Source organism: Micromonospora sp. NPDC049301 (assembly GCF_040678715.1).
Lineage (GTDB): Bacteria > Actinomycetota > Actinomycetes > Mycobacteriales > Micromonosporaceae > Micromonospora.
In genome coordinates this window covers 256,849-282,519 of sequence record NZ_JBFAQO010000006.1, presented here as the reverse complement: position 1 = coordinate 282,519, position 25,671 = coordinate 256,849, and the positions used below count along the sequence as shown (strand labels likewise).

Annotated in this window: 22 protein-coding genes; 11 read left to right on the top strand and 11 right to left on the bottom strand. The window is 72.6% G+C overall.

Annotated elements, in window-relative coordinates:
• Window positions 1–149: 149 nt before the first annotated feature.
• Window positions 150–3,467 (top strand): ThuA domain-containing protein, encoded by a 3,318-nt coding sequence (locus AB0K07_RS20045; protein ID WP_363756907.1) that lies wholly within the window; start codon window positions 150–152, stop codon window positions 3,465–3,467.
• 69 nt (window positions 3,468–3,536) lie between these two features.
• Here the strand turns inward: AB0K07_RS20045 and AB0K07_RS20040 are convergent, their stop codons facing one another.
• On the bottom strand, window positions 3,537–4,655 hold the full coding sequence (locus tag AB0K07_RS20040) for a GuaB3 family IMP dehydrogenase-related protein (RefSeq protein ID WP_363756906.1): 1,119 nt from the start codon (window positions 4,653–4,655) through the stop codon (window positions 3,537–3,539).
• 27 nt (window positions 4,656–4,682) lie between these two features.
• Complete coding sequence (gene guaB, locus AB0K07_RS20035) at window positions 4,683–6,245, bottom strand: IMP dehydrogenase (protein WP_363756905.1); 1,563 nt, start codon at window positions 6,243–6,245, stop codon at window positions 4,683–4,685.
• A 184-nt stretch (window positions 6,246–6,429) separates the two neighbouring features.
• Between guaB and AB0K07_RS20030 the strand changes: the two genes are divergently transcribed.
• Window positions 6,430–6,849 (top strand): DUF5319 domain-containing protein, encoded by a 420-nt coding sequence (locus tag AB0K07_RS20030; RefSeq protein WP_363756904.1) that lies wholly within the window; start codon window positions 6,430–6,432, stop codon window positions 6,847–6,849.
• Window positions 6,850–6,951: 102 nt separating this feature from the next.
• On the opposite strand, the gene AB0K07_RS20025 is transcribed toward AB0K07_RS20030, so the two are convergent.
• On the bottom strand, window positions 6,952–7,764 hold the full coding sequence (locus AB0K07_RS20025) for a LuxR family transcriptional regulator (RefSeq protein ID WP_363756903.1): 813 nt from the start codon (window positions 7,762–7,764) through the stop codon (window positions 6,952–6,954).
• A gap of 252 nt (window positions 7,765–8,016) precedes the next feature.
• Here AB0K07_RS20025 and AB0K07_RS20020 point away from each other — a divergent pair, with 252 nt between their 5' ends.
• The gene (locus AB0K07_RS20020) at window positions 8,017–8,400 is read left to right on the top strand and encodes a WhiB family transcriptional regulator (protein WP_363756902.1); all 384 of its coding nucleotides are present in this window, start codon (window positions 8,017–8,019) and stop codon (window positions 8,398–8,400) included.
• Window positions 8,401–8,591: 191 nt separating this feature from the next.
• Here AB0K07_RS20020 and AB0K07_RS20015 read toward each other — a convergent pair whose 3' ends face one another.
• The 3 genes from AB0K07_RS20015 to groES all read right to left on the bottom strand — a co-directional run bounded on the left by AB0K07_RS20015 (window position 8,592) and on the right by groES (window position 12,425).
• The gene (locus AB0K07_RS20015) at window positions 8,592–10,268 is read right to left on the bottom strand and encodes a molybdopterin-dependent oxidoreductase (protein WP_363756901.1); all 1,677 of its coding nucleotides are present in this window, start codon (window positions 10,266–10,268) and stop codon (window positions 8,592–8,594) included.
• A gap of 125 nt (window positions 10,269–10,393) precedes the next feature.
• A complete protein-coding gene (gene groL / locus AB0K07_RS20010) occupies window positions 10,394–12,040 on the bottom strand; it encodes a chaperonin GroEL (RefSeq protein ID WP_363756900.1) in 1,647 nt (548 codons plus the stop codon).
• A gap of 70 nt (window positions 12,041–12,110) precedes the next feature.
• A complete protein-coding gene (groES, locus tag AB0K07_RS20005; protein ID WP_030330046.1) occupies window positions 12,111–12,425 on the bottom strand; it encodes a co-chaperone GroES in 315 nt (104 codons plus the stop codon).
• A gap of 310 nt (window positions 12,426–12,735) precedes the next feature.
• Between groES and AB0K07_RS20000 the strand changes: the two genes are divergently transcribed.
• The 8 genes from AB0K07_RS20000 to AB0K07_RS19965 all read left to right on the top strand — a co-directional run bounded on the left by AB0K07_RS20000 (window position 12,736) and on the right by AB0K07_RS19965 (window position 20,288).
• Window positions 12,736–13,938, top strand: a complete 1,203-nt coding sequence (locus AB0K07_RS20000; RefSeq protein WP_363756899.1) for a methyltransferase domain-containing protein — start codon at window positions 12,736–12,738, stop codon at window positions 13,936–13,938.
• A 10-nt stretch (window positions 13,939–13,948) separates the two neighbouring features.
• Window positions 13,949–14,428, top strand: a complete 480-nt coding sequence (gene ybaK, locus AB0K07_RS19995; RefSeq protein ID WP_363756898.1) for a Cys-tRNA(Pro) deacylase — start codon at window positions 13,949–13,951, stop codon at window positions 14,426–14,428.
• A gap of 178 nt (window positions 14,429–14,606) precedes the next feature.
• Window positions 14,607–15,701: a substrate-binding domain-containing protein gene (locus tag AB0K07_RS19990; protein WP_363756897.1), complete on the top strand. Its 1,095-nt coding sequence runs from the start codon at window positions 14,607–14,609 to the stop codon at window positions 15,699–15,701.
• 113 nt (window positions 15,702–15,814) lie between these two features.
• Window positions 15,815–16,633, top strand: a complete 819-nt coding sequence (locus tag AB0K07_RS19985) for an ATP-binding cassette domain-containing protein (protein WP_363756896.1) — start codon at window positions 15,815–15,817, stop codon at window positions 16,631–16,633.
• On the top strand, window positions 16,630–17,892 hold the full coding sequence (locus tag AB0K07_RS19980; protein WP_363756895.1) for an ABC transporter permease: 1,263 nt from the start codon (window positions 16,630–16,632) through the stop codon (window positions 17,890–17,892). Before AB0K07_RS19985 ends, AB0K07_RS19980 begins: the two co-directional genes overlap by 4 nt.
• A gap of 20 nt (window positions 17,893–17,912) precedes the next feature.
• The gene (locus AB0K07_RS19975; RefSeq protein ID WP_363756894.1) at window positions 17,913–19,094 is read left to right on the top strand and encodes an ROK family protein; all 1,182 of its coding nucleotides are present in this window, start codon (window positions 17,913–17,915) and stop codon (window positions 19,092–19,094) included.
• Window positions 19,095–19,113: 19 nt separating this feature from the next.
• Entirely contained in the window at window positions 19,114–19,422 is a 309-nt protein-coding gene (locus AB0K07_RS19970) for a DUF1707 domain-containing protein (protein WP_363756893.1), read from the top strand.
• Window positions 19,423–19,547: 125 nt separating this feature from the next.
• Window positions 19,548–20,288 (top strand): DUF4142 domain-containing protein, encoded by a 741-nt coding sequence (locus tag AB0K07_RS19965; protein ID WP_363756892.1) that lies wholly within the window; start codon window positions 19,548–19,550, stop codon window positions 20,286–20,288.
• Between the two features lie 9 nt (window positions 20,289–20,297).
• On the opposite strand, the gene AB0K07_RS19960 is transcribed toward AB0K07_RS19965, so the two are convergent.
• The 5 genes from AB0K07_RS19960 to rimI form a co-directional block, all read right to left on the bottom strand.
• Window positions 20,298–22,094, bottom strand: coding sequence for an ABC transporter ATP-binding protein (locus tag AB0K07_RS19960; RefSeq protein WP_363756891.1), 1,797 nt, complete (start codon window positions 22,092–22,094; stop codon window positions 20,298–20,300).
• A complete protein-coding gene (locus tag AB0K07_RS19955; RefSeq protein WP_363756890.1) occupies window positions 22,094–23,794 on the bottom strand; it encodes an ABC transporter ATP-binding protein in 1,701 nt (566 codons plus the stop codon). The genes AB0K07_RS19960 and AB0K07_RS19955 overlap by 1 nt, the downstream gene beginning before the upstream one ends.
• 93 nt (window positions 23,795–23,887) lie before the next feature.
• On the bottom strand, window positions 23,888–24,142 hold the full coding sequence (locus AB0K07_RS19950) for a hypothetical protein (protein ID WP_074314499.1): 255 nt from the start codon (window positions 24,140–24,142) through the stop codon (window positions 23,888–23,890).
• Between the two features lie 13 nt (window positions 24,143–24,155).
• Window positions 24,156–25,202, bottom strand: coding sequence for a tRNA (adenosine(37)-N6)-threonylcarbamoyltransferase complex transferase subunit TsaD (tsaD, locus tag AB0K07_RS19945; protein WP_363756889.1), 1,047 nt, complete (start codon window positions 25,200–25,202; stop codon window positions 24,156–24,158).
• Window positions 25,195–25,668 (bottom strand): ribosomal protein S18-alanine N-acetyltransferase, encoded by a 474-nt coding sequence (gene rimI / locus AB0K07_RS19940; protein ID WP_363757166.1) that lies wholly within the window; start codon window positions 25,666–25,668, stop codon window positions 25,195–25,197. The genes tsaD and rimI overlap by 8 nt, the downstream gene beginning before the upstream one ends.
• Window positions 25,669–25,671 lie beyond the last annotated feature (3 nt).

The window sequence follows — 25,671 nt, the reverse complement described above, 5'->3', positions numbered from 1 at the left end:
GGCCGCTGACGGGCCCGGTCGACCACCGGCCCGGTCACCCCGCGTCTCCCGTACGGCGACGGGAGGCGAACGGTCCATCCCCCACGCAGTCGCGCTGCCGGCCCGACCAGGCCGGGGATGCCGCGCGCCTGCCGATCTCCGGAGGAACGATGACCCGACCGACCGGACGACGATGGTTCGCCGTCGCCGCTGGACTCATCCTCACCATCCCCCTCACCTCCGCCGTGCCCGCCACCGCCGCGCCGACCGACGACGCGCCACCGACCGCGCCGGGCGTGGTGGAGAACGGGCCGGCCGCGCTGCGCTCCGCCGCCCGCGCCCCGCAGACCTACCGGGTGCTCGTCTTCAACAAGACCGCCGGTGAGCGTCGGGCCTCCATTCCCGACGGCGTCGACACCATCCGGCAGTTGGCCAAGGCCAACGACTTCACGGTCACGGTGAGCCGGGACGCCGCCGTGTTCACCGCCGCCGAGCTGGCGAAGTACCGGGCGGTGGTCTTCCTCAACACCACCGGAGACGTGCTCAACGCCAGCCAGGAGGCGGCATTCGAGGCGTACGTCAAGGCCGGCGGCGGCTACGTCGGCGTGCACGCGGCGGCGGAGACCGAACCGGACTGGACCTTCTACCAGGATCTGGTCGGCGCGAAGGTGGCCGGCGCCTCGCCGGTCGTCCGCGGCGTCGTGGACGTGGCCGACCGCGCCCACCCGGCCGCCGAGACGCTGCCGCGCACGCTCACCCTGACCGAGGAGTGGTACAACTTCGACCGCAACGTCCGCGGCTCCGCACACGTGCTGGCCACGGTGAACGAGAAGACCTACGCCGGCGGCGCGATGGGGTACGACCACCCGGTCACCTGGTGCAAGGACCACCAGGGCGGACGCTCCTTCTACACCGGCCTCGGGCACAGCATCGAGACGTACCGCTCGGCGAAGTTCCGGGAGCACCTGCTCGGCGGCATCCAGTGGTCCGCCGGCGTGGTCGAGGGCGACTGCGGCGCCACCGTGCTCGGCAACTACGAGAAGGTCACGCTCAACGACGACCCGGGCGAGCCCATGTCGCTGGCCGTCCTTCCCGACGGCCGGGTGCTGCACAACACCCGCGGCGGCGAGGTGCGGCTCTACGACCCGGCCACCGGCGCCAGCCCGGTGATCACCACCGTCGACGTGTACCAGCACGACGAGGACGGCCTCCAGTCGGTGGCGATCGACCCGGACTTCGCCACCAACAAGTGGGTCTACATCTACTACGCGCCGAAGCTGAACACCCCGGTCGACGACCCGGCCACCCCGGGCGTCAACGAGGGCGACGCGCCGGCCACCTCCACCGACCCGACCGTGTGGAACAAGTTCAAGGGCTACAACCAGCTCTCCCGGGTGAAGCTGGTGAACTCCCCCACCCCGCACCTGGACATGAGCACCGAACAGCAGATCCTCCGGGTCGACGTGGACCGTGGCATCTGCTGCCACGTGGCCGGTGAGATCAAGTTCGACGGCAAGGGCCTGCTCTACCTGATCACCGGGGACGACACCAACGCCGGCGGCTCGGACGGGTACGCCCCGATCAACGAGTCGCCGACCCAGGGCCCCGGCTACGACGCGCAGCGCTCCGCCGCCAACACCAACGACCTGCGCGGCAAGCTCCTGCGGATCAAGGTCCGGGCCAACGGCACGTACACCGTCCCGAAGGGCAACCTCTTCCCCGAGGAGCTGGACACCACCGGCCGGACCCGACCGGAGATCTTCCTGATGGGGCTGCGCAACCCGTTCCGGTACGACGTGGACGCCCGCGGCACGGTCTACGTCGGCGACTACTCGCCGGATTCCCGCGTACCGAGCCCGACCCGTGGACCGGACGGCACCGGCCGCTGGTTCGCCACCGACAAGGCCGGCAACTACGGCTGGCCCTACTGCTACTCGCCGAGCCTGCCGTACATCGACTTCGACTTCGTCACCCGGACCTCCGGCGCCCCGTTCAACTGCGGCGCCCCGGTCAACGACTCGCCGCGCAACACCGGCCTGCGGGTGCTGCCGAAGGTCGAGCAGCCGCAGTTCTGGTACACCTTCGACGGACGCACCCCGTGCGCCGGGTCGTACCTGGAGACCCCGCCGACCAGCTGCGACTTCACGTGGCCGGTGATCGGCACGGGCGGCGTCGGCCCGATGGGCGGCCCGATCTACTCGTACGACCCGGCGTCGACCTCGGAGGTGAAGTTCCCCGAGTACTACCAGAACGCGGTGGTGTTCGGTGAGTTCACCCGGGACAAGATCTTCATGATGCGCACCGACGGCCGGGGCACCCTGACCGGGGTCGAGCAGTTCCTGCCGGGCGTCGTCTTCGACAACCCGATGGACATGGAGTTCGGCCCGGACGGCTCGCTCTACCTGCTCGAGTACGGCGACGGCTTCTTCCGGGCCAACCCGGACGCGCAGCTGTCGGTGATCCGGTACGTCAAGGGTCAGCGGTCGCCGGTGGCGAAGCTCGACGCCACCCCGACGTCGGGTACCGCGCCGTTGACCGTGCGGTTCTCCTCGGCCGGCAGCTACGACCCGGACCCGGGCGAGTCCATCTCGTACGCCTGGGACTTCACCAGCGACGGCACGGTCGACTCGGCCGACCCGAACCCGTCGTTCACCTACCCGGCGAACGGGACGTACACCGCCAAGCTGACGGTGACCGACTCCAGCGGCCGGACCGCGGTGCTCACCAAGGAGATCGTGGTCGGCAACACCGCGCCCACGGTGACCGTCACCTCCCCGGTGGCCGGCAGCTTCTTCACCTGGGGTGAGAGCGTGCCGTTCACCGTCACGGTTTCCGACCCGGAGGACGGGCCGGTGGACTGCTCGCGGGTGACCGTCACCTTCGTCCTCGGCCACGACAGCCACGGCCACCCGGACAGCTCCACCACCGGCTGCACCGGCACCCTCGCCACCCCGGCCGACGGCGGTGACCACGCCGGCGGGTACCTGTACGGCGGAATCAGCGCCTCGTACACGGACCTCGGCGGCGGCGGTCAGGCCCCGCTCACCACGGTCGGCCAGGCGATCATCCAGGCGCCCCGGCAGCAGGCCGAGTACGCCCAGGTGAAGCAGGGCGTCGAGGTGGCCACCACCGGTGACACCGGCGGCGGGCAGCACGTCAGCGCGATCGACCCGGGCGACCACATCGCCTTCGACCCGATCAACCTGGGCGGTGTCTCCACCGTGACGCTGCGGCACTCGGGCGGCTCGGCGGCCACCGCCGGCACCCCGCGGGCCCGGGTGGAGCTGCGGCTCGACTCGCCGACCGGCCCGGTCGCCGCCACGGCGACGTTGAACGCGACCACCGGCAACGCCGCCTTCACCAGCACCACCGTGCCGGTGGACCAGCCGGCCGGAGCGCACCGGCTCTACCTGGTCTACACCGCCGTACCCGGCGGGCCGACCAGCGGCCTGGGCAACCTCAACTGGGTCGAGTTCACCGAGGGCTGACGCCCCCGGTACGACGGAGGCCGGCCCCGCAGCGTGGCGGGGCCGGCCTTCCGGCGTGTGCGGGACGGGTCAGCGGTCGAGGACCAGGCCGACCTTCTGGAACTCCTTGAGGTCGCGGTAGCCGCACTTGGCCATCGCCCGGCGCAGCCCGCCGAACAGGTTGAGCTGGCCGTCGGGCTCGTCGGCCGGGCCGAAGAGCAGCTGCTCCATCGACCCGATCGGCTCGCCGGACGCCTCGAACGCGCCCCGGGGCAGCGACGGGTGGCTGGCCGCCGAGTGCCACCAGGCACCACCGGCGGGCGCCTCGTCGCAGAGCGACAGCGGCTCGCCGAGCATCACCGCGTCGGCACCGCAGCCCAGCGCCTTGGCGATGTCGCCCGAGGTCTGGATGTCGCCGTCGGCGATCAGGTGCACGTACCGGCCGCCGGTCTCGTCGAGGTAGTCCCGGCGGGCCGCCGCGGCGTCGGCGATCGCGGTGGCCATCGGCACCCGGATGCCCAGCACCGACTCGGTCGTCGACCACTCGTCGCCGCCGATGCCCACGATCACGCCGGCCGCGCCGGTGCGCATCAGGTGCAGCGCGGTCTTGTAGTCCGTGCAGCCGCCGACGATCACCGGCAGGTCGAGGTCGGCGATGAACTCCTTGAGGTTCAACGGCTCGTCGGTGGTCGACACGTGCTCGGCCGAGACGATGGTGCCCTGGATGACCAGGATGTCCACCCCGGCGTCCAGGATCACCGGGGCCAGCGCCAGGGTGTGCTGCGGGGACACCCGCACCGCCACCGTGCCGCCACCGGCGCGCAGCTCGCGGACCCGCTCGGCGATCAGGTCGGGGCGGATCGGCTCCGCGTACACCTCCTGGAGCCGCTTGGTGGCGCGGGCGTCCTCGTCGAGGCCGGCCAGCTCCTCCAGCACCTTGGTCGGGTTCTCGTAGCGGGTCCACAGCCCTTCGACGTTGAGCACGCCGAGGCCGCCGAGCTGACCGAGCCGGACCGCGGACGCCGGGCTCATCGTGGCGTCGGACGGGTGCCCGACACATGGGATGCCGAACGGGTACGCGTCCAGCTGCCAGGCGGTGGAGACGTCGTCGACGTCCCGCGTCCGTCGGCTCGGCACGATGGCGATGTCGTCCAGGTGGTAGCCGCGCTGCGCGGTCTTGCCCAGCCCGATCTCGACCACGTCACGCATGGGGGACTCCAGGTTGTTGGGGGATGGTCAGCGGGAGTGGTAGTTGGGCGCCTCGACGGTCATCTGGATGTCGTGCGGGTGGCTCTCCTTGAGCCCGGCCGCAGTGATCCGGATCAGCTGGCCACGCCGGTGCAGCTCGGGGATGCTCTCCGCGCCGACGTACCCCATCGCGGCGCGCAGCCCGCCGGTGAGCTGGTGGGCGACCGCGGACAGCGGGCCCCGGTAGGGCACCTGGCCCTCGACGCCCTCGGGGACCAGCTTGTCCTCGGCGAGCACGTCCTGCTGGAAGTACCGGTCCTTCGAGTACGACTTGGCCTGCCCCCGGGACTGCATCGCGCCGAGCGAGCCCATCCCGCGGTACGCCTTGTACTGCTTGCCGTTGATGAAGATCAGCTCGCCGGGGCTCTCCTCGCAGCCCGCCAGCAGGCTGCCCAGCATCACCGTGTCGGCGCCGGCGACCAGCGCCTTGGCGATGTCGCCGGAGTATTGGATACCGCCGTCGCCGATCACCGGCACACCGGCCGGGCGGGCGGCCCGGGCCGCCTCCATGATCGCGGTGATCTGCGGGACGCCGACCCCGGCGACGATCCGGGTGGTGCAGATCGCGCCCGGACCCACGCCGACCTTGATCCCGTCGGCGCCGGCGTCGACCAGTGCCTTCGCGCCGGCGTACGTGGCCACGTTGCCGCCCACGATATCGATGCTGACGTCCTTCTTGAGCTGGCGGACCATGTCCAGCACGGCCCGCTGGTGGCCGTGCGCGGTGTCCACGATCAGCACGTCCACGCCCGCGTCGACCAGGGTCCGGGCCCGCTTGTACGCGTCCTCGCCGACGCCCACGGCGGCGGCGACCCGCAGCCGGCCCGCGTCGTCCTTGGTGGCGTTCGGGTACTGCTCGCTCTTGGTGAAGTCCTTGACGGTGATCAGCCCGCGCAGCCGGCCCGAGTCGTCGACGATCGGCAGCTTCTCGACCTTGTGCCGGCGCAGCAGGTCCAGCGCCTCGTCCTTGCTCACCCCGACCCGGGCGGTGACCAGCGGGGTCCGGGTCATGATCTCGTGCACCGGGGTGTCCGGCTCGTGAACGAAGCGCATGTCGCGGTTGGTGACGATGCCGACGAGCTGGCCGTCGCCGTCCACCACCGGCACGCCGGAGATCCGGTACCGCCCGCAGAGCTCGTCGACCTCGCGCAGGGTGTCGGTCGGGCTGGCGGTCACCGGGTTGGTGATCATGCCGGACTCGGAGCGCTTCACCAGGTCGACCTGGAGGGCCTGGTCCTCCAGCGAGAGGTTGCGGTGCAACACGCCGATGCCACCCTGGCGGGCCATGGCGATCGCCATCCGGGCCTCGGTCACCGTGTCCATCGCGCTGGACAGCAGCGGGATGGACAACTCGATGTTGCGGGTGAGCTTCGTACGGGTGTTGACGCGGCTGGGAACCACGTCCGACTCGCCCGGCTGCAGCAGCACGTCGTCGAAGGTGAGCCCGAGCGGAACCACCCGGGCCGAGCCGGCAGGCAGCTCGGGCAGGTGGCCGCCCAGCTCGGCGTGGTCGGCGCCGGCCGGAAGATCGGTGCTGGGCGAATTCTCCACGATTGCTCCCCTGAGCTGCTCGGATGGGCTTCAGCGAGGTGGCGCGGGTGGGCACCGGAGCGCGCCACGGTGCCGGCGCGTCGTCCCATCGTACCCAGTGAGCTGGGCACCTCCGCCGGTGGCGGGCCGGCCCGGCGCGGGCCGGGGGCGGACGTCTTCGCCGCGTTGGGTCTACGGTGAGGGGGTGCACGACGAGCCCATCGACCCGTTCAACGGCGACCCGGCCGATCCGACCGCGGGGCTGGACGATCCGGGCGACGACGCGACGCCGGATCCGCTGACCGACGTCGAGCGGCAGGATGTGCTGGAAGACCTCGCCGACCTGGAGATCTACCAGGCCCTGCTGGCTCCGATCGGGGTCCGCGGCCTGGTGATCGAATGCGAGGACTGCCGGGAGCCCCACTACTTCGACTGGGACCTGCTCCGGGGCAACCTGCGGCACCTGCTCAACTCGGGCCGGCCCCGGGTGCACGAGCCCGCGTACGACCCGGACCCGGACCACTACGTGACCTGGGACTACGCCCGTGGGTACGCCGACGGGGTGCACGACACCCTGACCGAGGGCACCGAGGACGAACCGGGCGCTTCCTCCTCCACCGACTGACCCCGGGGCCCCACCGCGCGCCGCAACACGGAACGAGTGGCCTCCCGGTTCCGGGAGGCCACTCTCATCCTGGATCGAGCGCGCTCGGGCGCCCGGGCTCGGTCAGGCGACCAGGCCGGCGCGGAACCCGGCGGCCACCGCGTGTGCCCGGTCCCGGGCGCCGAGCTTGCGGAACAGCCGACGGGCGTGGGTCTTGACGGTGTCCTCGGAGACGAACAGCTCCCGGCCGATCTCCGCGTTGCTCTTGCCTTCGGCCATGCCCAGCAGCACCTGGAGCTCCCGCTCGGTGAGCCCGATCGACGCCCGGGCGGGCCGGGCGCTCGGAGCGGGCCGGGGCGGGTCGGTCTGGTCCCCCGCCGGCTCACCGGTACCCGACTCGACCTCGTCGTCGCCCCGCTGCACGGGCACCGACGGGACACCCGCCGTCCCGTCCCCCGGCGCGGCGACCCAGCCGGGTTCGCCGGAGCCGCGCAGCGACGGCGCCGAGCGCCCGCCGACCGCCGCCGTGTCCCGGGCCGGGTCGGTGATCCGTTGCCGGGAGGCCCGGCCGGGCGCGGTGAGCAGCAGCAGGGCCTTGGCCACCGCGCTGGTCAGGTCGTGGTCGGCGTTCTGGATGAGGCCCCGGGCGCCGGCGCTGATGGTGGCCGCCGCGGCCTCGGACTCCTCGGCGCCGAGCAGCACCACCGCCGCCTGCGGTGCGCGGGCCAGCACCCGGCGGACGAAGCCGGCGCTGTCCGGCCGGGTGAGGGCCGTGTCGGCCAGCACCACGTCGGCCGGCCGCTCGGCCAGCCGCAGCATCACCTCGGGATCGGAGACAGCGGTACGAACGATCGCGGACAACCCCAGCCGCGCGGCCGCGGAAGTCAGGTGCTGGGCCGCGAGTGGTGTCCGAACGCACACAAGAACGCTACGCACTGTGATCTCCTCTCCGCCAACGAGCAGACCATGACGGGGTCGGCTGGGGAGGGGGTTCCCGGCAATCCTCCGAACTTTTCCGACAGATGGGGCAAAAGCCGCAACTTCCGGGGCGTTCTCGATCACAGACGTGTGAGTCGGGGACAGCCCGGGTACCGAGAGATCCAGGCCGGGAACGGTGCGCCTGCGCGGCCCGCCGCCCGGAAGCCGGCCACAAGCATCTCGCGGTGCCGCGCGGGAGGAGGGGTGCTGATGTCGAACGTACGTAGACTGCCCGGACCCATCGTCGACCTCTGGGACTGGCAGCGGCTCGGTGCCTGCCGAGGCCGCGACAGCGCCCAGTTCTTCCACCCCGACGGCGAGCGGGGCTCCTCCCGACTGCGTCGGGAGTCCGCCGCCAAGGCCGTCTGCCGCGCCTGCCCGGTCCGAGCCGAGTGCGCCGCGCACGCCCTGTCGGTCCGCGAGCCGTACGGCGTGTGGGGCGGCTTCAGCGAGTCGGAGCGGCTGCGCCTGCTCGCCGTCGGCTGGGAGGACCTGGCGGACCGCCGGCAGGCCCGGGTCGACGTGTCCCGCCTGGAGGCCCGGCTGGGTCGCCCGCACAAGTCCACCGTCCCGGCCCAGCGCAACGTCGCCTGACCCCGGCACTCCCTCGACATACCGCGAACCGCGCCCCCGCAACGGGGGCGCGGTTCGCGCGTACCCGGTCGGGGGCTCGGTTGCGCGATTTCCCGGTCGCAGCGTGCGGATCTTGGACAGTTTCCGTGCAGACGGAACGGGAACTGTCCAAGATCTCCAGGTGGAGGCGGCGGGAGCCGGCCGAGGGGTGCTCAGCGGACGTTGACGGCGACCGTGTGCCAGCCGGTGGCGCCGTCCGGGGCGACGCCCTGCGTGCGCTCGGTCTGGGTCTCACCGGTCGCGTCGGTCGCCCGGACCTGGAGCCGGTGCTCGCCCGGCGTGGCGTCCCAGCGCCACGACCACTGCACCCAGGTGTCCACCGACACCGTCGGGGCCAGTTCCGCCTCCTGCCAGGGCCCGCCGTCGACGCGTACCTCGACGCGGCGGATGCCCCGATGCTGCGCCCAGGCCACCCCGGCCACGGTGACCGGGCCGGTCGTCAGCCGGTTGCGCGCCCGGGGCGCGTCGATCCGCGACTGCGTCTTGATCGGCCCCTGGGCGGACCAGCCGCGCGGCACCCAGTACGCGTCGAAGTCGGCGAACCGGGTCAGCTCCAGCTCGGTCACCCACTTGCAGGCGGACACGTAGCCGTAGAGGCCGGGCACCACCACCCGGACCGGGAAGCCGTGCTCGACCGGCAGCGGCTCGCCGTTCATGCCGACCGCCAGCAGGGCGTCCCGCCCGTCGCGGAGCACGGCGGTGGGGGTGCCGCAGGTCCACCCGTCGACGGACCGGCCGACGACCTGGTCGGCGTCCTCCTCGGGCTCGACCTCGTCGAGCAGCTCGCGCAGGGGTACGCCGAGCCAACGGGCGTTGCCGATCAGGTCCCCGCCGACCTCGTTGGAGACGCAGGCCAGCGTGATGTACCGCTCGACCATCGGCCGGGCCAGCAGGTCGGCGTAGCTGTAGGTGCGCTCGGTACGGACCCGACCGTGGATGCGCAGCCGCCAGGTCTCCGGGTCCACCTGCGGCACCACCAGCGCGGTGTCGATCCGGTAGAACCCGGAGCTCGGGGTGACGTACGGCGCGAGCTGGGCCATCGAGAGGTCCGCGCCCGCCGGCAGTGCCGGTGCGGGGGCGACCGGCGCGGGCAGCCGGATCGCCTCCCGGGCGGCCGACACTCCACGCCGCCCGGCCAGCCAGCGGCCGCCGAGACCGGCCACCGTCGCCGTGCCGAGCAGCACCCCGGCGCTGGTGAGGAAGCGCCGCCGCGACTCCGGGTCGACCCCCTCACCCGGCGCCCGCCCGCTCGACGCGACCGGCTCCGGCGGCGCGGCAGGGGTCACCGGCACCGGCAGGCTGTCCGGCGCGGTGGGGCCGGCCGGCGACACCGGCGCCGGCGGTGCGACCTCGCGGGACGCGATCGGCGTGGGTGGGGACCAGGGCCACGGATCCAGCTCCAGCGGGCCGGCGATGAACAGCCAGAGCACCAGGGCGCCGAGACCACCGCCGACCAGGGACGGCAGCGCGTCGGCGGCGTCCGCGCCGGCACGTGTCAGCGCGGCGGCCACGCCCACGGCGGAGAACGCCGCGATGCCGGCCAGGCCGAGAGCCAGCCGGCGCACCGCCAGCATCCCGAACAGCGCGGCGAACGCGCCCAGCAGCAACGCCGTGCCGACCAGCAGGGCGATCTTGTCGGCGGTGCCGAAGACGTCGATGGCGAACTGCTTCAGCGACTCCGGGACGGCGTCGACGACCACCCCGCCGACCGCGACCAGCGGCGCCGACCGGGGACCTGTCAGCACCGCGACCGGTTCCGCGATCCCGATCGCGACGGCGGCGGCGGTGACTCCGGCCAGCGCGGCGTACCGCCGTGACGTGGTGCTCATCGGCCCAGTGTGCGCGATCAACTCGGCCGGTCGCCAACCACGTCAGCGTTCGGTAATGACCGGAGGAGACGGACCGGGGCACACCGCCGTACGACGGTGTGCCCCGGGGACGTACTGCTACCGGATCAGAAGCCCGGGCCGTGCTGGTGGCCGTGGCCGTGGCCGTGGCCGTGCCCACCGGCGGCGGCCGGCTCGGCCTGCTCCGGCTTCTCGACCACGAGGCTCTCCGTGGTCAGCAGCAGGCCGGCGATCGAGGCGGCGTTGGTGACCGCGTTGCGGGTCACCTTCACCGGGTCGATGATGCCGGCCTTGACCAGGTCGACGTAGTCGCCGGTGGCGGCGTCGAGGCCGTTGCCCCACTCCTTGGTGGCGACCTTCTGCACCACGACGTAGCCGTCGTGACCGGCGTTCTGCGCGATCCAGCGCAGCGGCTCGACCAGTGCCTTACGCACGACCGAGACGCCGACCTTCTCGTCACCGGTGAAGCCGAGATCGTCATCGAGCACCGAGGAGACCTGCACCAGGGCGGCGCCGCCGCCGGGCACGGTGCCCTCCTCGACCGCGGCCTTGGTCGCCGCGATGGCGTCCTCGATGCGGTGCTTGCGCTCCTTCATCTCGACCTCGGTCGCCGCACCCACCTTGATCACGGCGATGCCGCCGGAGAGCTTCGCGAGCCGCTCGCCCAGCTTCTCCCGGTCCCAGTCGGAGTCGGAGGCCTCGATCTCCTTGCGGATCTGGGCCACCCGGTCGGCAACGTCGGCGCTCTGGCCGCCGCCGTCGACGATCGTGGTGTTCTCCTTGTCGACCACGACACGCCGGGCGGTGCCGAGCACCTCCAGGCCGACCTGGTCGAGCTTGTAGCCCAGCTCCGGGGCGACCAGCTCGGCGCCCGTGGAGATCGCGATGTCCTGGAGCATCGCCTTGCGCCGGTCACCGAAGCCCGGGGCCTTCACCGCGCAGACCTTGATGGTCTTGCGCAGCGAGTTGACCACCAGCGTGGAGAGCGCCTGGCCGTCCACGTCCTCAGCGATGATCAGCAGCGGCTTGCCGTTCTGCAGGACCTTCTCCAGCAGCGGCAGCAGCTCCTCGATCGCCGAGATCTTCTGGGTGGTGACCAGGATGTACGCGTCCTCAAGGACGGACTCCTGACCCTCCAGGTCGGTGACGAAGTTCGGCGAGATGAAGCCCTTGTCGAACTGGAGACCCTCGGTCACGTCCAGCTCGGTGGTGAGCATCGAGCCCTCCTCGACGGTGATGACACCGTCGCGGCCGACGCGCTCCATCGCCTCGGCGATCAGCTCGCCGATGGTGGAGTCCTGCGCGGAGATCGTCGCCACGTTCGCGATCGACTCCTTGCCGGTGACCTCCGCGGCCCGACCGAGCAGCGCCTCGGAGATCTTGGTGGCCGCCGCGTCGATGCCCCGCTTGAGGCCCGCCGGGTTGGCACCGGCGGTGACGTTGCGCAGGCCCTCGCGGACCATCGCCTGGGCCAGCACGGTCGCGGTGGTGGTCCCGTCGCCGGCGACGTCGTTGGTCTTGGTCGCCACCTCCTTGACCAGCTGCGCGCCGAGGTTCTCGTAGGGATTGGTGAGCTCGATCTCCTTGGCGATGGTCACACCATCGTTGGTGATCGTCGGCGCACCGAATTTCTTGTCCAGGACGACGTTGCGCCCGCGCGGGCCGAGGGTGACCTTGACCGCGTCCGCGAGGGCGTTGACACCGTGCTCCAGCTGGTGCCGGGCGTCGTCCGAGAAGCTCAGGATCTTCGCCATGAATGTCCCTTCGAAGCGCCACTGCCCCGGCCCGGCGAGCCGGACCGGGGCAATGACACTGATCGGTTGCTTACTTCTCGATGACCGCGAGGACGTCGCGGGCGGAGAGCACCAGGTACTCCTCGCCGGCGTACTTGACCTCGGTGCCGCCGTACTTCGAGTAGAGGACGGTGTCGCCGACCTGAACGTCAACCGGAACCCGGTTGCCGTTGTCGTCGACGCGCCCCGGGCCCACAGCGAGGACAGTGCCCTCCTGCGGCTTCTCCTTGGCGGTGTCGGGGATCACGATGCCCGACGCCGTGGTGGTCTCAGCCTCGTTCGCCTGGACCACGATGCGGTCCTCGAGCGGCTTGATCGCAACCTTGGTCGCGGTAGTCACGGGCATACCCTCCTGGGGTACTGGTTTCGTTGCCGGCCGGCGGGGCCGACCAGCGTCAATCTGCCTCATGCCACCGGGCGGGGCCGTCGTCGCGGGTGCCGGTCCGCCTGGCGTGCGCACCCGGGTCGCGAGACCCGGGAGCTGGCACCCTCAGGGTGAGAGTGCTAATCGCAGGTTATTCCGTGGCTAGCACTCCGTCAAGGAGAGTGCCAACGCACCGCCCGCCGTGTCGCCACGGAACGGGCGGTCGTCGCCGCCACGTCCACCGACTGACACCACCGTCCGGGCAGCCCGGCCGGCCCGGGACAATGATCGGGTGGACCTCGACCAGCTGGCTGCTCTGCGTACCCCCGAGGGGTCGGCCGCGCTCGCGGCGGCGGCCGGGCTGGCCGGCGGTGACCCGCTGACCGCAGCGTCGGCCCTGCGCGCGACCGGGGTGCCGCCGGCGCTGGCCGCGGCGGCGCTCACCCAGGCCGAGCTGCGCCACCGGGCGGTCGGCAAGTTCGGCCCGGCCGCCGCCGGGATGTTCCTCACCCGCGCCGGCCTGGAGCAGGCCACCCGCCGGGTGGTCGCCGACCGCCGGGCCGCCCGGCTGCGCGACGCGGGCGTCCAGACCCTGGCCGACCTCGGCTGCGGCCTCGGCGCCGACGCGCTGGCCGCCGCCCGCGCCGGCATCCGGGTGTACGGGGTGGAGGCCGACCCGGTGACCGCCGAGATGGCCGCCGCCAACGCGGCGGCGGCCGGGCTGGCCGACCTGTTCACGGTCGAGTGCGGCGACGCCACCACGTTCGACGTCTCCCGGGTCGACGGCGTCTTCTGCGACCCGGCCCGGCGGCGGGCCGGCACCGGACGGCGGATCTTCGACCCGCGCGCCTACTCCCCGCCGTGGGACTTCGTCACCGGGCTCGCCGAGCGGGTGCCGCGCACCGTGGTCAAGGTGGCACCGGGGCTGGATCACGCGCTCATCCCGGCCGGCGCCGAGGCGGAGTGGGTCGGCGTGGACGGCGACCTGGTCGAGGCCGCGCTCTGGTGCGGCGAGCTGGCCGGGGTGCCCCGTCGCGCCACCCTCTACCGGCAGGAGGCGGGCGGCGGGGAGACCCGCTGCCACCAGCTCACCGGCTCGGGTGCCGCCGAGGCCGCCGTCGGGCCGGTACGCCGCTACCTGTACGACCCCGATCCGGCGGTGGTCCGCGCGCACCTGGTCGCCGAACTGGCCGGCGAGCTGGACGCCACCCTCGGCGACCCGAGCATCGCCTACCTCTACGCCGACCAGGCCACCCGCACGCCGTACGCGCGCTGCCTGGAGGTGACCGACGTGCTGCCGTTCTCGCTCAAGCGTCTGCGTGCCCTGCTGCGGGACCGCCGGGTGGGCCGGGTGGAGATCCTCAAGCGGGGTTCCGCGCTCACCCCGGAGCAGCTCCGGCGGGACCTGCGGCTGGCCGGTGACGCGGCGGCGAGCCTGGTGCTCACCCGGGTCGCCGGGGCACCGACCGTGCTGGTCTGCCAACCGGTGGACTAGGTTCGTCGTCGTGGCGGGACAGGGCACTCCGGCGACGGCACTGCTGGTCAAGCGTGGGATCGCGCATCGCACCCACCCGTACCGGGTGGCACCGGACGCGCCGAACTACGGCGCCCTGGTGGCGGCGGCGCTCGGCGTGCCGCCGGAGCGGGTGTTCAAGTCGCTGGTGACCGAGGTCGACGGGGGGCTCACCGTGGCGGTCGTCCCGGTCACCGGCGAGCTGGACCTCAAGGCGCTCGCGGCGGCGGTCGGCGGCAAGCGGGCGGCGCTGGCCGACCGGGCGGTCGCCGAGCGGGCGACCGGCTACGTGCGCGGCGGGATCAGCCCGCTCGGGCAGCGCCGACGGCTGCCCACCGTGCTGGACGAATCCGCGCTGGACCTGCCGACGATCTATGTCTCCGCTGGCCGGCGCGGTCTGCAACTCGAACTGGCGGCGGCGGATCTGGTGGCGTTGACCGAGGCGCGTACGGCGGCGCTGCAGACCCGCTGACCGCTGCCGCCCAGCGTCATCACCCCTGGATGACCGGGGAGTGACAGTCGCGTTGCTGAATTGTTATTGCTCCCAACAAACTTGACCTTCCGGCGGTCTTGTGGACCCGCGCGCAGGCGAAATACGTTGCCGGGCACAACAAAAGAACCGCCTCCCCCACCCCGAAAGGACCCTGCACATGCGTAAGGGGCTCCTCACCATCGCCGCCGTGGGTCTACTCACGACCGGCAGCATGACCGCCTGCGGCGACAACGCCGGCGACGACCAGGCCAGCTCCGCGAAGACCCCCAAGATCGGCGTCATCCTCCCGGACAGCAAGTCCTCCGCCCGCTGGGAGACCGCGGACCGTCGGTTCCTGGAAGAGGCGTTCAAGGCCGCCGGCGTCCAGTACGACATCCAGAACGCCCAGAACGACAAGACCGCCTTCCAGACCATCGCCGACCAGATGATCACCAGCGGCGTCACCGCCCTGATGATCGTCAACCTGGACTCCGGCACCGGCAAGGCCGTGCTCGACAAGGCCAAGTCGCAGGGTGTGGCCACCATCGACTACGACCGGCTCACCCTGGGCGGCTCCGCCCAGTACTACGTCAGCTTCGACAACGAGACCGTGGGCAAGCTCCAGGGCGAGGGTCTGGTCAAGTGCCTGACCGACCAGGGCGCCAAGAACCCGGTCGTGTCGTACCTCAACGGCTCCCCCACCGACAACAACGCCACCCTGTTCAAGAACGGCTACGACTCGGTGCTCAAGCCGAAGTTCGACGCCAAGGAATACACGAAGGGCCCCGAGGACGCCGTGCCGGCGTGGGACAACGCGCAGGCCGCGACGATCTTCGAGCAGCAGCTCACCAAGGCCAACGGCAAGATCGACGGCGTGCTCGCCGCCAACGACGGCCTCGGCAACGCGGCCATCTCGATCCTGAAGAAGAACAAGCTCAACGGCAAGGTGCCGGTGACCGGGCAGGACGCCACACCGGAGGGCCTGCAGAACATCCTCGTCGGTGACCAGTGCATGACCGTCTACAAGGCGGTCCGGGAAGAGGCCAAGGCCGCGTCCGACCTGGCCATCGCGCTCGCCAAGGGCGAGAAGAAGGACACCGGCCAGACGGTGAAGGACCCGGAGGGTGGCCGCGACGTCCCCTCGGTGCTGCTCACCCCGAAGGCCATCTACAAGGAGAACATCAAGGACGTCATCGCCGACGGCTACGTGACCAAGGAAGAGGTCTGCGCCGGGACGTACGCCAAGCTCTGCGCCGACGCCGGCATCAGCTGACCGACGCGCAGTACCCGCCGCGACGACACACGCCGCCCGGCACGGGAGAACCTCCCCGTGCCGGGCGGCGCCCGCCGGACGGGCCCCGACCCTCCCTTAAGAAGGAGACCCCCGTGTCCGCGACCCCCCTGCTGGAACTACGCGGGATCGACAAGAGCTTCGGTCCCGTCCAGGTGCTCCGCGACGTCGCCTTCACCGTCCACCCCGGCGAGGTGACCGCGTTGGTCGGTGACAACGGCGCCGGCAAGTCCACCCTGGTCAAGTGCATCAGCGGCATCCACCCCACCGACGCCGGCGAGTTCCTGTTCAACGGCGAACCGGTACACATCAGCAACCCCCGCGACGCCGCCGCACTCGGCATCGAGGTCGTCTACCAGGACCTGGCGCTCTGCGACAACCTCGACATCGTGCAGAACATGTTCCTCGGCCGGGAGCGGCGCAGGGGCATCGTCCTCGACGAGCCGACCATGGAACAGCTCGCCGCCGAGACGCTGGCCGGGCTCTCCATCCGCACCGTCACCTCGCTGCGCCAGCACGTCTCCAGCCTCTCCGGGGGGCAGCGCCAGACCGTGGCCATCGCCAAGGCCGTGCTGTGGAACAGCAGGATCGTCATCCTGGACGAGCCGACCGCGGCGCTCGGCGTGGCGCAGACCGCCCAGGTCCTCGAACTGGTCCGGCGGCTCGCCGACAACGGCCTGGCCGTGGTGCTCATCTCGCACAACATGAACGACGTCTTCGCCGTCTCCGACCGGATCGCCGCGCTGTACCTCGGTCAGATGGTCGCGCAGGTGAAGACCACCGACATCACCCATGCCCAGGTGGTCGAACTGATCACCGCCGGGCGCTCGGGCGGGCTCGGCCTCGCCACCGACCCGGGCGGCAACGGCAACGGCGCGCAGCCGGCCGACTCGACCTCAGGAGGCGACCGATGACCACCACCGCCGTGCGGAAGGACGGCCCCGCGGCCGTCACACCGCCGCCGACCGTCGGGGGCCACGTCCGCAACTACTGGAGGCGCGTACGCGGTGGCGACGTCGGCGCGCTACCGGCCGTGCTCGGCCTGATCGTGCTCTGCACCGTCTTCGCGGTCATGCGGCCGTCGTCGTTCCTGTCGGCCGGCAACTTCGCCAACCTCTTCACCCAGGGCGCGGCGGTCACGCTGATCGCGATGGGTCTGGTCTTCGTGCTGCTGCTCGGTGAGATCGACCTCTCCGCCGGCTTCGCCAGCGGGGTCTGCGCCGCGGTGCTGGCCAATGTGGTCACCGTGCTCGGTTACCCCTGGTGGGTGGCCGTGCTCGCCGCGGTCGCCACCGGTCTGGTCATCGGCACCGGCCTCGGTCTGCTGGTCGCGAAGATCGGAATTCCGTCCTTCGTGGTCACCCTCGCCGGTTTCCTCGCCTTCCAGGGCATCGTGCTGCTGCTCGTGAAGGAGGGCACCAACATCTCCGTCCGGGACGAGGTGCTGGTCGCCATCGCCAACCGCAACCTCGCACCCACCCTGGGCTGGGCGTTGACCATCCTCGCCGTCGTCGGCTACGCGGCGGTGCAACTGCTGCGCCACCGCAACCGCGTCGCCCGCGGTCTGATCACCGACCCGATCGCGGTGGTGGCGCTCCGGATCGCCGGGCTGGCCATCATCCTCGGCACGGCGGTGTACGTCCTCAACCTGGAGCGCAGCCGCAACGTACTGATCGTCTCGCTCAAGGGTGTGCCGATCGTGGTGCCGGTCATCGCGGTGCTGCTGATCGTCTGGACCTTCGTGCTCCAACGCACCAGCTACGGCCGGCACATCTACGCCGTGGGCGGCAACCGGGAAGCGGCCCGCCGGGCCGGCATCAACGTCGACCGGATCCGGATCTCGGTGTTCGTGATCTGCTCGTCCATGGCCGCCGTCGGTGGCATCGTGGCGGCCAGCCGGGCCAACTCGGTCGACCCGAACACCGGTGGCAGTAACGTACTGCTCTACGCGGTCGGCGCGGCGGTGATCGGCGGCACGAGCCTCTTCGGCGGCAAGGGCCGCGTCCTCGACGCCGTGCTCGGCGGCGCGGTGGTCGCGGTCATCGAAAACGGAATGGGTCTGATGGGGTACAGCGCGGGAGTCAAGTACGTGGTCACCGGCGTCGTGCTTCTCCTCGCCGCCAGCGTGGACGCTCTCTCCCGCCGCCGCGCCGCCGCTACTGGCACCCGCTGACCGCGGGAGGTGGCACCGCGATGCGCCCGGCACCAAGCCAGGACGAGGTCCGACGGCAGAACCTCGGCGCCCTGCTGCGGCACGTGCACGTCCACGGGGCGACCACACGTGCCGAACTCACCACCACGCTGGGCCTGAACCGGAGCACCATCGGCGCGCTCACCGCCGACCTGGCCGGCGTGGGTCTGGTCAGCGAGGGAGCGCCCCGGGAGACCGGCCGGGCCGGGCGACCGTCGCTGGTCGTCCGACCCGAGTCGGCCCGGGTGTTCGCGTACGCGTACTCGGTGGAGGTGGATCGGCTGCGCGCCGCCCGGATCGGCCTGGGCGGCGCGGTGCTGGACCAACGGGAGCTGGACCGGCCGCGTGGCCTGCTCGCCGCGGAGGCGGCCCCGCTGCTGGCCGGCGCGGTGAAGGAGATGCAGCAGGGCGTGCCGCCCGACGCGATCTGCGTCGGCGCCGGCGTCGCCGTCTGCGGCATGGTCCGCCGCGACGACGGCCTGGTCCGGCTCGGCCCGACCACCGGCTGGGTGGACGAACCGATCGGCGCGGCGCTCGGCGCCGAGCTGGGCATCGACGTGCCGGTCACGGTGGGCAACGTGGCCGACGTGGCCGCGTTCGCCGAGCACGCGCGAGGTGTGGCTGCCGGCTGCGACAACGTCATCTACCTGTACGGCGACGTCGGCGTGGGCGCCGGCATCATCGCCGGCGGGCGACGGCTGACCGGGCACGGCGGCTACGGCGGCGAGGTCGGCCACATGAAGGTGGTCCGCGACGGCACGCCCTGCGAGTGCGGTGCCCGAGGTTGCTGGGAGACCGAGATCGGCGAGCACGGTCTGCTCCGTGCGGCCGGACGCTCCGACGCCCGGGGCCGGGACGCCCTGCTGGCGGTCTTCGACGCCGCCGACCGGGGCGACGCCCGGGCCCAAACGGCGGTCCGCCAGGCCGGTGACTGGCTCGGTTTCGGGGTGGCCAACCTGGTGAACATCTTCAACCCCGAGATGGTCATCTTCGGCGGCACCATGCGCGACCTCTACCTCGCCGCGGCTGCCCAGATCCGCAGCCGGCTCAACTCCAACGCGCTCGACGCCTGTCTGGAGCACGTCCGGCTGCGCACCCCCAAGCTGGGCGAGGACGCACCCCTGATCGGCGCCGCCGAGCTGGCCTTCGAACGGCTGCTCGCCGACCCCCTCGACGTGGGCTGATCCGCGTACCCTGTCCGGCGTGGATGTCGAGCTGCGCGCCTCCGACGACGACCGCAACCGGGTGGTCGCCGAGCTGCACCGGCACACGACGGCGGGCCGCCTCACCCTGGACGAGTTCTCCGACCGGGTCGGCGCGGTGTGGACCTCCCGCACCCTCGGTGACCTGGCCGCGCTGACCCGCGACCTGCCGGCCCTGCCCGCCCCGGTCACCGACGCGTCGACCGGCGGCGATGCCGTCGGGCACGGCCGCCGGGAGCTGCTGGTGCTCTTCGCCGTCGCCGCGCTCACCCTGCTGCTGCTCGGCGGCTTCCTCGCCGTCACCCGCTGACCCGCTCCGCCAACCGGTGAACTGATCGGGCGGTCAGTCCGTATCAGTGGACGGACGGGCAGCCGGCGGTGTGCGGCTGCCCGGTTCAGACGCGTTTCGGTCCGGACCGAGGAGGCACCGCAGACATGGCACCGCTCAGATCCGCCCGTCGCCGGCCGGGCAACCGGACCCACCGGGCGGCGATGCTGCTCATCGCTGTCGTCGCGGGGATCGGTGTCCTGCCCGGCGTGGCCGTCGCCGCGCCCGCCGGCGGGCAGCAGCTCAACGCCGCCGACATGACACTGCTCAACGGGGTGCGGCTGGCCGGCCTGTGGGAGATGCCGGCCGGTCAGATGGCCGCCGAGAAGGGCCAGTCGGCCAAGGTGCGGGAGATCGGCGCGGGCATCGCCAACGAGCACCAGCGGCTCGACCAGCTCGTCGTGGACGCCGCCAACAAGCTGGGCGCCGCCATCCCGGCCGAGCCGACCGCCGAGCAGAAGGGCTGGCTGTCGGAGATGCAGAACGCCTCCGGCGCCCGGTTCGACCAGATCTTCGTCACCCGGCTCCGGGTGGCCCACGGCAAGATCTTCCCGGTGATCGGCGCGGTCCGGGCCAGCACCCGGGACGCCACGGTGCGCAAACTCTGCGACGACGCCAACGGCTTCGTGATGCACCACATGCAGATGCTGGAGAGCACCGGGCTGGTCCGCTGGCCCGAGCTGCCGCCGGCTGCGCTGCCCGCCCCCGGCAAGGACGGGCTGCTGGCCGCCGCCGGGGCGAACGCCGGCCCGCAGGTCGGGGTCAGCAGCACTGTCGTCTGGCTGGTGTTCCTCGCCGCGCTGGGCACCGGCGGGATCGCCACCTACCGGATGCTGCGCCGCAGCTGACCCGGTTGCCTAGCTGGTGGCCGGCCGGTCGCCGGGCTCGTCGCTGTGATGCCAGGAGCGCCACAGCGCGGCGTACGAGCCGCCGGCCGCCACCAGCTCGTCGTGCGGCCCCAGCTCGGTGATCCGGCCGTCCTCCACCACCGCCACCCGGTCGGCGTCGTGCGCGGAGAAGAGGCGGTGCGCGATGGCGATGACGGTGCGGCCGGCCAGCACGGCGGCCAGGGAGCGTTCCAGCTCCCGGGCGGCCCGCGGGTCGATCAGCGAGGTCGCCTCGTCCAGCACCAGGGTGTGCGGGTCGGCCAGCACCAGCCGGGCCAGCGCCACCTGCTGCGACTGCGCCGGGGAGAGCGGGTGGCCACCGGCACCGACCACGGTGTCCAGCCCGTCGGGCAGCGCCTCGGCCCAGTCCAGGGCGGCGACCGCGGCGAGCGCATCGCGCACCTGCGCCGGGTCGGCGCCCGGCCGGACCATGGCCACGTTCTCCCGCAGTGTGCCGATGAAGACGTGGTGCTCCTGGGTGACCAGGGCGACCTGCGAGCGCAGCTCGTCCAGCGGCAGCTCGTCCAGCCGCCGGCCGCCCACGGTCACCGAGCCACTGCCCGGGGCGTGCACGCCGGCGAGCAGCCGACCCAGCGTGGACTTGCCGGCACCGGACGGCCCGACCATGGCCAGCTTCTCGCCCGGCCGGGGGATCAGCGTCACGCCGTGCAGCACGTCCCGGCCCGTCCGGTACGCGTACCGGACGTCGCGGGCGGCGAGCTGCTCCGTGCCGGCGGCGGCAGGGGCCGGTGCGGTACCGGCGGGCGATGGATCGGCGGCGGGGCTGTCACCGGTACGGGCAACCCCCAGCAGGCGGGCCATCGAGGCGCCGCCCACCTGGAGCTCGTCCAGCCAGGAGAGCAGCCGGTCGACCGGGTCCACCAGCTGCTGCACGTAGAGCGTCGCCGCGGTGACCTGGCCGAGGCTGACCCAGCCCCGCAGGTAGAACCAGCCGCCGATCAGCAGCGTGGCGACCACCGGCACCACGTACCCGATCTCGGCGACCGGAAAGAAGACGGTCCGCAGGTTGAGGGTGTACCGCTCGGCCGCGTACGACCGGCGGATGTCGGTGTCGGTGCGGGCCCGGCGACGCGCTTCCTGCCGCAACGCCTCAGTGGTCCGCGAGCCCTCGACGGTCTCGCTGATCCCGTCGGTGATGTCCGAGTAGGCGGCGTTCTCCCGCAGGTAGCCGGCGGGGGCGCGGCGCAGGTACCAGCGGGTGCCGGCCCAGAGCAGCGGCACCGCCAGCAGGCAGGGCAGCGCGAGCAGCGGGCCGATCAGCAGCAGCGCGCCGACGATGAACCCGCTGGTGACCACCGCGATCAGCGTCTCGGGCACCGCCAGGCGGACGGTCCGCGACAACGCGGAGACGTCCCGGGACGTGCGGGTCAGCAGATCCCCGGTGCCGGCGCGCTCGACGGTGGCCAGCGGCAGGTCGAGGACCCGATCCACGAACTCCTCGCGCAGCTCGGCGAGGACCCGCTCACCGAGCCGGGCCGAGGCCAGGTGGGCGAACCGGACCAGCACCGACTGGGCCACCACGAAACCGCCGATGAGCAGCGCGACCCGGTCCACGGTGGACTGCACGACTCCCCGGGAGATGCCCTCCACGAGGTCGCCGAGCAGCCGCGGGGCGACCAGCCCGGCGGCGGCGGCCAGCGCGTGCAGGCCGAGCGCGGTGGCCAGCGCGCGCGGGTGCCGGCGGGCCAGCGTCCGCGCGTACCGGCGGACCTGCCGCGCGTCGGCGACCGGCAGTGCGGTGGCCATCAGTTCTCCTCCCGGCTGACCGTCGCCCGGTAGCGCGGCTCGCCGTCCAGCAGCTCGGCGTGCGTCCCCTCGGCCGTCACCTTGCCGTCCTCCACGAAGATCACCCGGTCGGCTCGGCTGAGCACCAGCGGGCTGGTGGTGCAGACCAGGGTGGTCCGGCCGGCACGGGCGGCACCCAACCGCTGCGCGATCCGGGCCTCGGTGTGCGCGTCGACCGCGCTGGTCGGCTCGACCAGCAGCAACGTCTCCGGGTCGGCGACCAGCGCACGGGCCAGCCGCAGCCGCTGCCGCTGGCCACCGGAGAACTCCCGGCCGCGCTCGGCCACCGGGCTGTCCAGCCCGTCGGGCAGCGCCTCGACGATGTCCGTCGCGCTCGCCGCGACCAGCGCCGCGTCGAGCACCGCGTCGTCGCCCCGGTCGTGCGGGTCCAGCTCCGTGCGGAGCAGGCCGGTGAACAGATGTGCGTCGTTGTCGGCCACCAGGATCCGCGCGCGCACCGTCGGCAGCGCCAGCGACCGCAGCGGTACGCCGTGCAGCGTGGCGTCCGAATCGGTGTACCGGCCGAGCCGGTCCACGATCGCGGCCGCGTCCTCGGGGGCGGTGGCGGCCAGCGCGGTGAACCGGCCGGGGCGCAGCACCACCCCGGAGTCGGGGTCGGCCAGCTCGCCCGGGCCGTCCGGCAGCGCGACCGGCTGCGCCGGGTCGACCAGTTCCGGGGTGAGTTGCAGCAACCGGACGACCCGGCGGGCCGACACGTGGCCACGGGTCAGCTTGTCGACCGCCTCGGTGAGGTTGCGCAGCGGGTTGACCAGGAACGCGGTGTAGCCGTAGAAGGCGACCAGTTGCCCGGCGCTGATCTGGCCGCGCAGCGCGAACCGGGCGCCCAGCCAGGTCACCAGCACCAGGAACGCGCCGGGCAGCAGCACCTGCGCCGCCTCCAGCAGCGACTCGACCCGGGCCACCCGCAGACCACGCGTACGCAGTTCCTGCGACCGGGCGCGGTACCCGGCGGAGAGCACCGGCTCGCCCCCGACGCCGCGCAGCACCCGCAGCCCGGAGACGATGTCGCCGGCCCGGGTGGTGAGCGCTCCCTCCGCGTCCCGGTACGCCTGCTGCTGGCGGTGCAGGGGCCGGATGAGCAGTGCCACCACGGCCATCAGCAACGGCACGCCGAGGACCACGACCAGCCCGAGTGGCATCGAGGTGTTCAGCAGGATCACGGCGACGGTGACGATGGCGACCAGCGAGCCGGCGCCCCGGGCGGTGATGTCGATGGCGTGCCCGATCTGGCCGATGTCGGCGGTGCCGATGCTCACCACCTCGCCGGCGGCCACCCGGCGGGGCAGCGCGGCGCCGAGCCGGTTCGCCGCCTCCACCGTCAACTGCACCGTGCGGTACGCCCCGGCCAGCCAGTTGTGCACGGCGCAGCGGTGTCGCAGGATCCCGGCGACCGCCTGGAGCACGCCCAGACCGAGCAGCACCAGGCCCCAGGTGAGCAGGGCGCCCTCGTCGCGGCGGGCCAGCCCGTCGACGGCCCGGCCGACGGCGGCCGGCATCAGTGCCTGCGCCACCATCCACACCACACCGAGCCCGATACCGACGGTGAACAGCCGCTTGTGCCGGCTCGCCAACCAGATCAGATAGCGGGTCGCCGACCGGGCATCGGGTACGCCGGGATCGCCGGCCGGTGAGAAACGCATAGCGGCTCGACGCTATGCGGCCGCACTGGACCGGGCGAACCAATTACCGACCGAGGGTGCCGCAGCTCACGGCGAAATCGGGGCTGGGCGGGGTCAGCGGTCGACCTGGGTGAAGTCCCAGGAGTGCGGGGCGCGGGCCACCAGCAGAGCGGGTGGCTCGGGCAGCGGGCGCGGGTTGCTGCGCCACTTGGAGATGACCACCACGCGGTGGTCGGTGGAGGAGAAGACCTCGCTGGACACGTGCAGCGGGTCGTGCTCCAACTCGGGCAGGGCGGTGTCGCACACCCAGGTGATCAGGTCGGCGACACCGTACGCCTCCGCGCGCGCCTCCCACATCCGCACGATCATGTCCGCGGCCCCGTCACACACTGACCGTGGTCAACGGCAGCGCCGAGTCGGCCGGCAGGTCCAGCCGACTGGGCGCCACCCCGGCGGCGACCAGGTGCGACCCGAGCGCGGCGACCATCGCCCCGTTGTCGGTGCAGAGCTTCGGCCGGGGCACCCGAACCCGGATGCCGTACTTCTCGGCCCGCTGCTCGGCCATCGCCCGCAGCCGCGAGTTCGCCGCCACTCCCCCGCCGATCACCAGGGTCTCGATCCCGTTCGCCCGGCAGGCGGCGATCGCCTTGGTGGTCAGCACGTCACAGACCGCCTCCTGGAAGGACGCGGCCACGTCGGCCACCGGCACGGACTCGCCGGCGCGCTGCCGCGCCTCGACCCAGCGGGCCACCGCCGTCTTCAGTCCGGAGAACGAGAAGTCGTACCGGTGCGCGGCGAGGTCCTTGGCGGCGGTCAGGCCGCGCGGGAAGGCGATCGCGCCCGCGTCGCCGGCCCGGGCCTCGCGGTCGATGGGCGGGCCGCCCGGGAACGGCAGCCCGAGCAGCCGGGCGACCTTGTCGAACGCCTCGCCGGCCGCGTCGTCGATGGTGGCGCCGAGCGGGGTGACGCCCCGGGCCAGGTCGTCGATCAGCAGGAGGGACGAGTGCCCGCCGGACACCAGCAGGGCGATGGCCGGTTCGGGAAGCGGGCCGTGTTCGAGGGTGTCCACCGCGACGTGCGCGGCCAGGTGGTTGACGCCGTACACCGGCTTCTCAGCGGCGAGCGCGTACCCCTTGGCGGCGGCGACGCCGACCAGCAGCGCGCCGGCCAGCCCGGGGCCGGAGGTGACCGCGATCGCGTCGATGTCGGCCAGGGTCACGCCGGCCTCGGCCAGGGCCCGGTCCATCGTCGGCACGATGGCCTCCAGGTGGGCCCGGCTGGCCACCTCGGGCACCACACCCCCGAACCGCGCGTGCTCCTCGACGCTGGAGGCGAGCGCGTCGGCCAGCAGGGTGTGCCCCCGCACGATGCCGACGCCGGTCTCGTCGCAGGAGGTCTCGATGCCCAGGATCAGCGGTTCGTCAGCCATGGTCGTGTGGTCCGTCTCCGGTCGGCTCGGCGACGCGCTGCATGACCAGCGCGTCGGTGTTGCTCGCTTGGTAGTAGCCGCGCCGCACCCCGATCGGCTCGAAACCGTACGTCGCGTAGAGCCGTTGGGCGGGTGCGTTGTCCGCGGCGACCTCCAGCAGGGTGCTGCGGGCGCCGACTCGGGTCGCCTCGGCGAGCAGCTCCTCCAGCAGGGCACGGCCCACGCCGCGCCGTTGGACGTCGCGGCGGACCGCGATGTTCTGCACCCACACCTCGTCCGGCGGGGCCCCGGCGAGCCCGGCGTAGCCCAGCACTGTGCCGTCGTCGTCGGTGGCGACCCGGTAGTGGTGCCCGTTGGCCAGCTCGTTCCAGAACATCGCCGGCGACCACTGCTCGGCGCCGAAGAGGTCCGCCTCGATCGGCAGCACCTGGTCGATGTGCCACCAACGGAACCGGTCCAGCCGCACGTT

Bases quoted from the DNA above. Each gene is read 5' to 3' on its own strand.
- AB0K07_RS19965 (WP_363756892.1), top strand. From the start codon at position 19,548: ATGGCACCGCTCAGATCCGCCCGTCGCCGGCCGGGCAACCGGACCCAC.
- AB0K07_RS19975 (WP_363756894.1), top strand. From the start codon at position 17,913: ATGCGCCCGGCACCAAGCCAGGACGAGGTCCGACGGCAGAACCTCGGC.
- tsaD (WP_363756889.1), bottom strand. From the start codon at position 25,202: ATGGCTGACGAACCGCTGATCCTGGGCATCGAGACCTCCTGCGACGAG.
- AB0K07_RS20045 (WP_363756907.1), top strand. From the start codon at position 150: ATGACCCGACCGACCGGACGACGATGGTTCGCCGTCGCCGCTGGACTC.
- groES (WP_030330046.1), bottom strand. From the start codon at position 12,425: ATGCCCGTGACTACCGCGACCAAGGTTGCGATCAAGCCGCTCGAGGAC.
- AB0K07_RS19960 (WP_363756891.1), bottom strand. From the start codon at position 22,094: ATGGCCACCGCACTGCCGGTCGCCGACGCGCGGCAGGTCCGCCGGTAC.
- AB0K07_RS20015 (WP_363756901.1), bottom strand. From the start codon at position 10,268: ATGAGCACCACGTCACGGCGGTACGCCGCGCTGGCCGGAGTCACCGCC.
- AB0K07_RS20020 (WP_363756902.1), top strand. From the start codon at position 8,017: ATGTCGAACGTACGTAGACTGCCCGGACCCATCGTCGACCTCTGGGAC.
- AB0K07_RS19990 (WP_363756897.1), top strand. From the start codon at position 14,607: ATGCGTAAGGGGCTCCTCACCATCGCCGCCGTGGGTCTACTCACGACC.
- AB0K07_RS20040 (WP_363756906.1), bottom strand. From the start codon at position 4,655: ATGCGTGACGTGGTCGAGATCGGGCTGGGCAAGACCGCGCAGCGCGGC.
- AB0K07_RS19955 (WP_363756890.1), bottom strand. From the start codon at position 23,794: ATGCGTTTCTCACCGGCCGGCGATCCCGGCGTACCCGATGCCCGGTCG.
- AB0K07_RS19950 (WP_074314499.1), bottom strand. From the start codon at position 24,142: ATGATCGTGCGGATGTGGGAGGCGCGCGCGGAGGCGTACGGTGTCGCC.
- AB0K07_RS19980 (WP_363756895.1), top strand. From the start codon at position 16,630: ATGACCACCACCGCCGTGCGGAAGGACGGCCCCGCGGCCGTCACACCG.
- groL (WP_363756900.1), bottom strand. From the start codon at position 12,040: ATGGCGAAGATCCTGAGCTTCTCGGACGACGCCCGGCACCAGCTGGAG.